Raw genomic sequence first — 8,633 nt, forward strand, 5'->3', positions numbered from 1 at the left:
CAGGGCCCGAGGCACCATGCACCTGAAAGGGGCGCCAGCGTGAAGGACTTGGAGGAGGTCGACTTCTTCCGCGACGAAGAGGTCGTGGCCGATCCGTATCCGTACTTCGAGGCCGCGCGGGGGCAGTGTCCCGTGCAGCGCGAGAAGCACCACGATGTCGTGCTGATCACCGGCTACGACGAGGCCGTGGAGGTCTACAACGACACGGAGCGCTTCTCCGCGTGCACCGCCGTGACCGGCCCGTTCCCCGGCTTCCCCGTGCCCCTGGAGGGCGACGACGTCTCCGAGCTCATCGAGCGGCACCGCGACGAACTGCCCATGAGCGACCAACTGCCCACGCTGGACCCGCCGGTGCACACCGACCACCGTTCGCTCCTGATGCGGCTGATCACACCCAAGCGCCTCAAGGAGAACGAAGAGGCGATGTGGCGTCTTGCCGACGGCATGATCGAGGACTTCCTCGCCCCGGGGAAGGGCGAGTTCATCAGCGAGTTCGCCGGACCCTTCACCCTCCTGGTCATCGCCGACCTGCTCGGGGTGCCCGACGAGGACCGTGCCGAGTTCGCTGAAGAACTGCAGGGCCGCCCGCGCGGTCGCGGCGCCATCGGCAGCACCGAGCAGGAGGAACTCGGCCACACCCCACTGGAGTTCCTCTACGGCCGCTTCGCCCGCTACATCGAGGAGCGCCGCCGCGAGCCCCGCTCCGACGTGCTGACAGGCCTGGCCACGGCCACGTTCCCCGACGGGACGCTGCCCGAGGTCGACGCGGCCGTGCGGGTCGCGGCCAACCTGTTCGCCGCGGGCCAGGAGACCACCGTACGACTGCTCAGCACCGCCCTGAAGATCCTCGGCGACGACCGGGAGCTTCAGCAGCGGCTGCGCGCAGAGCGGCAGTTGATCGCCCCGTTCGTCGAGGAGTGCCTGCGCATCGAGTCCCCGGTCAAGGGCGACTTCCGGCTCTCCAAGGTGCCGGTCGAACTCGGCGGCGTCGAACTGCCCGCGGGCACCACCGTGATGGTGCTCAACGGGGCGGCCAACCGCGACCCCGCATGGTTCGAGAACCCCGACACCTTCGACGTCGAACGCCCCGGCGTCCGCCGCCATCTGGCCTTCGGTCGCGGCCCGCACACCTGCCCCGGCGCACCGCTGGCCCGCGCGGAGGCGCGCGTGGCGATCGAGCGGCTCCTGGACCGCACCGAGGACATCCGGATCTCCGAGGAACACCACGGCCCGGCCGACGCCCGCCGCTACCACTACGTGCCGACGTACATCCTGCGCGGACTCACCCGCCTCCACCTGGAATTCACCCCCGCAGACCAGGCGGTGGTCCAGTGAAGGCCACCGTCGACGACGACCGCTGCCGCGGACACGGCATCTGCTGCTCCACCTGCCCCGAGGTCTTCGACCTGAGCGACGACGGATACGCGGTGGTCCTCGGCGGGGAGGTCCCGGCCGAGCACGAGAACGACGTACGGGTCGCGGCCCGGGCCTGCCCGGAGCGCGCGATCACGGTCCACTGAGGGGATGCGCTGTGACGATCAATGTGGCCTCCGCGTTCGCGGGCGACGCCGGGACTCCGTCCTGCGGCCGGCTGCGCGAACTGGACGAGGAAATCATCGAACTGCTGCGTCGCCGACGGGCGATGGTGCGCGAACTGCCCCCGCCGACCGGCCCACGCGGCATCGACCCGTCCTTCACCGGCGCGGTGCGCGACACCATCACCCGCTACAGCGACCAGTTGGGCAGCGGCAGCGAACTCGTCGCCCGCGCGATCCTCGTGCTGTGCGACCCGGGGGACCGCGCCTGAGTCCCGACCGGGTGGAACCGGCCCCGAAATCGCACCATGCAGGACACCATGGGGAGCAGGCCCTGCCCGCCGGTGGGCGGGTGACCGCGCGTACCCCCACGGAGGATTCGACATGCTGCTCGCCGCCGAGAAGGGCGACATCACCACGATCATCGGGGGCATCGCCCCTGACTGGGGCCCGTTCGGGACCCTGGGCGCCGAGGCGAAGACGATGATCCAGGTCGTCATGGCCGTCGCGATCCTGCTCTGCCTCGGCGTCGCGATCTGGGGCGCCGCGAAGCAGCGGATCGGTGCGACCGCGCTGCGCGACACGTTCAGCGCGGAACAGGGCAAGGGCCTGATCATCGCCGGGCTCACCGGGGTGTTCATCATCGGCTCGCTCGGCACGGTCTTCACCATCGTGTACGGCATGGCCGTCTGAAGGCCGGCACGGGTCAGGAGCGGTGACTCATGCGTCTCACTCGTACTCGACGACCACGGACGCGGCGTCCTCGTCCGGTACCGCCTGGCAGGTCAGTACGTACCCCTCGGCGACCTCGTCGTCCATGAGCGCGTCGTTGGCCCGCATCGTTGCCGTGCCCTCGCGCAGGATCGCCATGCAGGTCGCGCAGTTGCCCGCCTCGCACGAGAACGGCGGAGCGAAGCCGGCGCGGCGGGCGCTCTGTAGCAGAGTCTCGCCGGGGCGCTTGGCGATGGTCTGGCGTCGTCCCTGCATGACGACGGTGACGGTGCCCGCTGCCTTCACGTGCGCGGGAGGGGTCGTGGGTACGGATGCGGGCGCCTCGCCGCCTCCGAACCGCTCGCTGAACACCCGCCCCGTGCCCGCCAGGGCCGACTCCACCAGTTCCATGAAGGGTTCGGGTCCGCAGACATACGCGTCGGCCCCGGCGTCCGCGCCGACGAACTCCTTGATGTCCGCTGCCGACAAGTAGCCCCGCAAGTCGTCGAGATGACGCACGACGTCCAGACGGTCGGGATGGCGGGCCGCCAGGTCGGTCAGCGTGTCGTGGAAGATGGCCTGGCCGCGGTTCCGGTCCGCGCACAGCAGCCGGACGCGGCGATCGGTGCCCGCCAGCGTGCTCTTGGCGAGGGAGAGGACCGGCGTGATCCCGCTGCCGCCGCAGAACCCGAGGAGCGGGGTGTCGGCGGGGCGCAGGGTGAACCTGCCGCGTGCCGCCGTCAGTTCCAGCTCGTCGCCCTCACGGACGTGGTCGTGCAGCCAGTTCGACGCGGCGCCGCCCGGCACCCGCTTCACCGTCGTGGTGATCTCGTCGTCGAAGCCGGGCGCGCTCGAGAACGAGTACGCGCGCGGCGCCGGACGCCCGTCGACCGTGATCCGGAAGATGCAGTACTGCCCGGCCTCGTATGTGAGCGGCCCGTCGAGCGGCTTCAGCGTGAACGTACGGGCGTCGGCGGTCTCCTGGACGATCCGTGTCACGGTCGCGCGCCGGAACAGCGGGGAGCTCGGCATGGGCCTCCTTCTTCTCATGCAAGGGGAACTGACGCGAGGTGATGCCTACTTCGGCGGGAAGCGCAGCGCGCCGTCCAGGCGGACGACCTCACCGTTCAGGTAGTCGTTCTCGCACAGCCCCTGGACCAGCGCCGCGTACTCCTCGCTGCGCCCCATGCGCTTCGGGAACGGCACCTGCGGCCCCCAGTACGCCTCCAGTTGGTCGCCGGCCTTCCCGTACGCGGGCGTGTTGATGGTGCCCGGCGCGATGGTGGTGACCCGGATCCCCAGCGGCGACAGGTCGCGCGCGGCGACCAGCGTCATGCTCGCGACGCCGCCTTTGGCGGCCGCGTAGGGGAGCTGGCCGATCTGGCCCTCGTACGCGGCGATGGACGCGGTCGTGACGATGACGCCACGGCCGCCCTCCTCCAGCGGCTCCTGGTGGGCGAGCGCGGCCGCGCCGAGGCGCAGCACGTTGAAGACGGAGGTCAGGTAGTAGTCGATGGTGGTACGGAACCCGTCCAGGGGGAGCGGGCTGCCGTCCTTGCCGACCAGTCGGCCGCCGGTCGCGGGGCCGCCGTGCACATCGACGACGATGCGCAGCGGCCCGGCCGCCTCTGCCTCCGCCAGCGCCGCGTTGACGCTGTCCTCGTCGGTGGCGTCGGTGCGGACGTACCGGATCCCGAGCTCCGCCTCGAGCGCCTTGCCCTTCTCGTCATTGACGTCCGCGGCGACGACCCGCGCGCCCGCCGCGTGCAGGCGGCGCACAGTGGCCTCGCCGAGGCCGCCCGTGCCGCCGACCACGATCGCGGAGCTTCCGGTGATCTGCATCTGTACTCCCCACTACCGAAGGGTTGTTGAGGGTGCGCCCACTGATGTGGTCACTGGTGCCGACACTCTTGAAAGTCTCGCTCTACTGAAGCGAGAATAGCACTCTCATGAACATCTTGATGACCCTTGAGATGGCCGCATCGGCAGGGGAGCGGCCGGCGGTCACGCTCGACGACCGCTCCCTGTCCGCTGCCCGGATCCTCGCCCTCGCGCGCCGCGCCGCCGAGCGTTTCCGTGGCGCTCCGGCGGTGCTGTACCGCGCACCCAACCACCTCGCCTACCCCGTCGCGCTGTTCGGCTGCGCCCTGGCCGGCGTGCCGTTCGTGCCGCTCAACTACCGTCTTGGCGCGGATCAGTTGGCGGGGATCGAAGGGCGGCATCCGGGCGCGGTCCGTATCGGTCCCGACGATCTGGAAGGGCTGCTCGACGCCACCGGCGAGCCCCCGGCCGGTGACGTACCGGCGCCCTGGGACCAGGACGCGGTCGCCGTGATCCTCTACACCAGCGGCACCACCGCGGCCCCGAAGGCCGCCCTGCTGCGCCACCGCCACCTGCTCGCCTACGTGTTGAACACGCTGGAGTTCAACTCCGCCGCCGACGGCGACGCGGCGCTCGTCGCCGTCCCGCCGTACCACATCGCCGGCCTGACGAACCTGATGTCCAACCTCTACACCGGGCGCCGCGTGGTGTACCTGCCGGCGTTCTCGGCCGGTGAGTGGCTTGCAGCGTTGCGCCGCGAGAAGGTCACCCACGCGATGCTCGTCCCGACGATGCTCGCCCGCATCGTCGAGGAACTCCCCGCCGGTGAGGGCGCCGGTGTCCCCACCCTGCGCAGCCTCGCCTACGGCGGCGCCCGTGCCCCGCGCACCGTCGTCGAGAAGGCGCTGCGGGCCTTCCCGGACGCGGGCTTCGTCAACGCCTATGGGCTGACCGAGACCTCCTCGTCGATCGCGGTGCTCGGCCCGCAGGACCATCGTGCCGCGCTCGCCGCAGACGACCCCGTCGTCCGCGACCGGCTCACCTCGGTCGGCCGCCCACTGCCCGGCGTCGAGATCGAACTCCGCACAGTGGACGGCGAGTTGTGCCCGCAGGGGAGCACCGGTCTCGTGCATGTGCGGGGCGAGCAGATCTCGGGCGAGTACAGCGGCCGCAGCGTGCTCGACGCGGACGGCTGGTTCCCCACCGGCGATCTGGGGCGGCTCGACGCCGACGGCTATCTCTACGTCGAGGGCCGTGCCGACGACACCATCATCCGTGGCGGCGAGAACATCGCCCCCGCCGAGATCGAGGACGTCCTGCTGGAACATCCCGGTGTGCGCGAGGCCGTCGTCATCGGGGTGCCGGACGAGGAGTGGGGGCAGCGGATCGTCGCGGTCCTCGTCAGCAGCGCAGAAGGCGGCGAGGGCGTTGAGCCGGACGAGATCCGGCAGTGGGTGAGGAAACGGCTGCGTACCTCCAAGACCCCCGACACCGTCGTCTTCCGCGCCGACCTGCCGCGCACGGGGACCGGAAAGCTGCTGCGCCGCACGCTCATCGCCGAACTGGCCGAACTCGCCACACCCGCCGAGCTGGACAACCCGGAGAAGTCCCATGCCTGAAGCCGTGATCGTCTCCGCCCTGCGCACCCCCGTGGGCACCGCCCGCAAGGGCACCCTGCGCGACACCGACGCCTACACCCTCGCTGACCGCATCGTCCGCGCGAGCGCCGACCGCCTCGCCGAACTCGGCGTCGATCCCGACCGCATCGACGACGTCATGCTGGCCGAGGGCCTCTACGGCGGCGGCGTCATCGCCCGGCACGCCGCACTGACCGCAGGGCTGACCACCGTGCCGGGCCTCGCCCACAACCGGCACTGCGCCGCGTCGCTGGCCGCCGTGCAGTCGGCGGCCGCCTCCATCCGCGCCGGGATGGACGAGGTGGTCATCGCGGGCGGGGTGAACTCCGCGTCCACCTCGCCGCGTCTGAGCTTCGGGGGCGAACCGTGGGTACCGCCCACCCACCCCGACCGGCCCGACGCCCCCAACCTGGACATGTCGATCACGGTCGGCTGGAACGCGGCCGTCGCCGCGGGCATCTCCCGCCAGGACATGGACGCGTGGGCGCTGCGCTCGCACCGCAACGCGATCCGCGCCATCGACGAGGGCCGCTTCAAGGACGAGATCGTGCCGGTCGAGACGCCGCACGGACTGTTCGACGTCGATGAACACCCGCGCCGTGACACCTCACCCGAGAAACTGGCCGGACTTAAGCCGCTGCACCCCGAGATCGACGGCTTCAGTATCACCGCGGGCAACGCGGCCGGCGGCAACGACGCCGCCGCTGCCCTCGCCGTCGTCAGTGACCGCCTCGGGCTGCCTGCCCTCGCCACTGTCAGGGCCTGGGCCTCGGTCGGTGTCGACCCGGCCGACACCGGGCTCGCCCCCGTGCAGGCCATCCCGAAGGCGCTGGCCCGCGCCGGGCTGAGCACCGGCGACGTCGACCTGTACGAGATCAACGAGGCGTTCGCGTCGATGTGCGTGGCCGTGGTACGCCGACTCGACCTCGACCCCGACACGGTCAACGTCAACGGCAGCGGCTGCTCACTCGGCCACCCCGTCGCCGCGACGGGTGGCCGGATGCTGGTCACGCTCGTCCATGAGCTGCGCCGCAGGGGCGGCGGGACCGGCGTGGCCGCCATGTGCGCGGGCGGGGGCATGGGGTCGGCCGTGGTGGTGGAGGTTGGTGCGGAATCTTGATTACCTTCAGTGGAGAAGTTAGTTTCCACCCGATGGGCCCCATGAATTCGGTGGACCCCGTGGAGAGGAGCCGTCGATGACGTCAGCGGTCCGGGAACTGCGTCCCGGCCTCCAACTGGCCAGCACAGTCTGCGGAGTTCGGGTGATCGTCGTCCGGGCGCCCGCAGGACCGGCCCCCGGCATCACCTGCGGAGGCGAACCGATGGTCCCACTCGATGCCGCACCGTCGGCTCCCGGCCCCACGGGCGAGGCGGCCACGCTCATCGGCAAGAGGTACGAGGACTCGGAGCAGACGATCGAACTGCTCTGCACATCCTCCGGATCGGGCGTACTCAGCTGTGACGGCGCGCCCATGACCCTCAAGGCGGCCAAGGCGCTACCCGCCTCCGACTGAAAGGCACCCGGCCATGCACCAGGACGACCTCATACTCATCAGCGTCGACGACCACATCATCGAACCGCCCGACATGTTCGTGAACCACCTCCCGGCCAAGTACCGGGACGAGGCGCCCCGCCTGGAGCACCGCGAGGACGGCACCGACGTGTGGCGCTTCCGCGACGCCGTCCTGCCCAACGTCGCGCTCAACGCGGTGGCCGGCCGCCCCAAGGAGGAGTACGGCCTCGAACCCCAGGGCCTCGACGAGATCCGCCCCGGCTGCTACGACGTGCACGAACGCGTCAAGGACATGGACGCGGGCGGCGTCCTCGCCCAGATGAACTTCCCGTCCTTCCCCGGCTTCGCCGCCCGCCTCTTCGAGACCGAGAACAGCGACCTGTCGTACGCGCTGGTGCGCGCCTACAACGACTGGCACATCGACGAGTGGTGCGGCGCCCACCCCGGCCGCTTCATCCCGATGGCACTGCCCGCGATCTGGGACGTCGACGCCTGCGTCAAGGAGGTACGGCGGGTCGCCGAGAAGGGCTGCCACTCGCTGACGTTCACCGAGAACCCCGGCGCCATGGGCTTCCCCAGCTTCCACGACGAGTACTGGAACCCCCTGTGGCAGGCGCTCTGCGACACCGACACCGTGATGAACCTGCACATCGGCTCCTCAGGACGCCTCGCGGTCCCCTCGGTGGACTCGCCGCCGGACGCCATGATCACGCTGCAGCCGCTCAACCTCGTGCAGGCCGCCGCCGACCTCATCTGGTCGCGCCCCATCAAGGAGTACCCGGATCTGAAGATCGCCCTGTCCGAGGGCGGCACCGGCTGGATCCCGTACTTCCTGGAGCGCATCGACCGCACCTTCGAGATGCACGCCACGTGGACCTTGCAGGACTTTGGCGGGAAGCTGCCCAGCGAGGTGTTCCGCGAGCACTTCCTCACCTGCTTCATCAGCGACCCCATCGGCGTGAAGCTGCGCCACGAGATCGGCATCGACAACATCTGCTGGGAGGCGGACTACCCGCACAGCGACTCGATGTGGCCCAACGCCCCCGAGGAACTGCACGGCGTACTCAGCGAGCACCAGGTCCCCGACGAGGACACCAACAAGATGACGTACCAGAACGCCATGCGCTGGTACTCCTTCGACCCCTTCACACACATCAAGAAGGAGGAGGCCACGGTCGCCGCTCTGCGGCAGCGCGCCGCGGGCCACGACGTGTCCATTCAGGCACGCAGCAAGCGTGTCGTCGAGCCCTCCCAGAAGCTCGAGGCGTTCCGGGCCCGTGCCCGCGCGGCCACGGCGGCGGCCAAGTGACCTCCTCCGCGACCCCTTTCGACCTCACCCGCCGCTCCGCGCTGGTCACCGGCGCGGGCGCGCCCGGCGGCATCGGCGCCGCCGTCGCCCGCGCCCTGGCCCGCGC

Annotated in this window: 10 protein-coding genes; 8 read left to right on the forward strand and 2 right to left on the reverse strand. The window is 70.6% G+C overall.

The genetic code is table 11. From position 1 onward, the window contains the following. The first annotated feature begins 39 nt into the window (after positions 1-39). The 4 genes from OKJ99_RS01655 to OKJ99_RS01670 all read left to right on the forward strand — a co-directional run bounded on the left by OKJ99_RS01655 (position 40) and on the right by OKJ99_RS01670 (position 2,228). Positions 40-1,335, forward strand: coding sequence for a cytochrome P450 (locus tag OKJ99_RS01655; RefSeq protein ID WP_326013814.1), 1,296 nt, complete (start codon positions 40-42; stop codon positions 1,333-1,335). Next, positions 1,332-1,520 (forward strand): ferredoxin, encoded by a 189-nt coding sequence (locus OKJ99_RS01660; protein WP_326013815.1) that lies wholly within the window; start codon positions 1,332-1,334, stop codon positions 1,518-1,520. The genes OKJ99_RS01655 and OKJ99_RS01660 overlap by 4 nt, the downstream gene beginning before the upstream one ends. An 11-nt stretch (positions 1,521-1,531) precedes the next feature. Then, positions 1,532-1,807 carry a hypothetical protein gene (locus OKJ99_RS01665; protein WP_326013816.1) on the forward strand — a complete coding sequence of 92 codons (276 nt, stop codon included), beginning with the start codon at positions 1,532-1,534 and terminating at the stop codon, positions 1,805-1,807. Between the two features lie 112 nt (positions 1,808-1,919). Then, positions 1,920-2,228 (forward strand): hypothetical protein, encoded by a 309-nt coding sequence (locus OKJ99_RS01670; protein WP_326013817.1) that lies wholly within the window; start codon positions 1,920-1,922, stop codon positions 2,226-2,228. 36 nt (positions 2,229-2,264) lie between these two features. On the opposite strand, the gene OKJ99_RS01675 is transcribed toward OKJ99_RS01670, so the two are convergent. Both OKJ99_RS01675 and OKJ99_RS01680 read right to left on the reverse strand, forming a co-directional pair. Continuing rightward, positions 2,265-3,278 (reverse strand): ferredoxin--NADP reductase, encoded by a 1,014-nt coding sequence (locus OKJ99_RS01675; RefSeq protein ID WP_326013818.1) that lies wholly within the window; start codon positions 3,276-3,278, stop codon positions 2,265-2,267. A 45-nt stretch (positions 3,279-3,323) separates the two neighbouring features. Continuing rightward, a complete protein-coding gene (locus OKJ99_RS01680; RefSeq protein WP_326013819.1) occupies positions 3,324-4,088 on the reverse strand; it encodes an SDR family oxidoreductase in 765 nt (254 codons plus the stop codon). A gap of 107 nt (positions 4,089-4,195) precedes the next feature. On the opposite strand from OKJ99_RS01680, the gene OKJ99_RS01685 reads away from it, so the two are divergent. The 4 genes from OKJ99_RS01685 to OKJ99_RS01700 all read left to right on the forward strand — a co-directional run bounded on the left by OKJ99_RS01685 (position 4,196) and on the right by OKJ99_RS01700 (position 8,527). Then, a complete protein-coding gene (locus tag OKJ99_RS01685) occupies positions 4,196-5,686 on the forward strand; it encodes a class I adenylate-forming enzyme family protein (protein ID WP_326013820.1) in 1,491 nt (496 codons plus the stop codon). Beyond that, positions 5,679-6,824: a thiolase family protein gene (locus OKJ99_RS01690; RefSeq protein ID WP_326013821.1), complete on the forward strand. Its 1,146-nt coding sequence runs from the start codon at positions 5,679-5,681 to the stop codon at positions 6,822-6,824. Before OKJ99_RS01685 ends, OKJ99_RS01690 begins: the two co-directional genes overlap by 8 nt. 76 nt (positions 6,825-6,900) lie before the next feature. Next, complete coding sequence (locus OKJ99_RS01695) at positions 6,901-7,218, forward strand: hypothetical protein (protein WP_326013822.1); 318 nt, start codon at positions 6,901-6,903, stop codon at positions 7,216-7,218. A 13-nt stretch (positions 7,219-7,231) separates the two neighbouring features. Beyond that, a complete protein-coding gene (locus OKJ99_RS01700; RefSeq protein ID WP_326013823.1) occupies positions 7,232-8,527 on the forward strand; it encodes an amidohydrolase family protein in 1,296 nt (431 codons plus the stop codon). Positions 8,528-8,633 lie beyond the last annotated feature (106 nt).

Origin of the sequence: Streptomyces endophyticus (genome assembly GCF_035798155.1) — a bacterium.
GTDB lineage: Bacteria > Actinomycetota > Actinomycetes > Streptomycetales > Streptomycetaceae > Streptomyces > Streptomyces endophyticus.

Excerpts from the sequence above, each read along its gene's own strand:
- OKJ99_RS01670 (WP_326013817.1), top strand. The coding sequence starts at position 1,920 with ATGCTGCTCGCCGCCGAGAAGGGCGACATCACCACGATCATCGGGGGC.
- OKJ99_RS01675 (WP_326013818.1), bottom strand. The coding sequence starts at position 3,278 with ATGCCGAGCTCCCCGCTGTTCCGGCGCGCGACCGTGACACGGATCGTC.
- OKJ99_RS01680 (WP_326013819.1), bottom strand. The coding sequence starts at position 4,088 with ATGCAGATCACCGGAAGCTCCGCGATCGTGGTCGGCGGCACGGGCGGC.
- OKJ99_RS01685 (WP_326013820.1), top strand. The coding sequence starts at position 4,196 with ATGAACATCTTGATGACCCTTGAGATGGCCGCATCGGCAGGGGAGCGG.
- OKJ99_RS01690 (WP_326013821.1), top strand. The coding sequence starts at position 5,679 with ATGCCTGAAGCCGTGATCGTCTCCGCCCTGCGCACCCCCGTGGGCACC.
- OKJ99_RS01695 (WP_326013822.1), top strand. The coding sequence starts at position 6,901 with ATGACGTCAGCGGTCCGGGAACTGCGTCCCGGCCTCCAACTGGCCAGC.
- OKJ99_RS01700 (WP_326013823.1), top strand. The coding sequence starts at position 7,232 with ATGCACCAGGACGACCTCATACTCATCAGCGTCGACGACCACATCATC.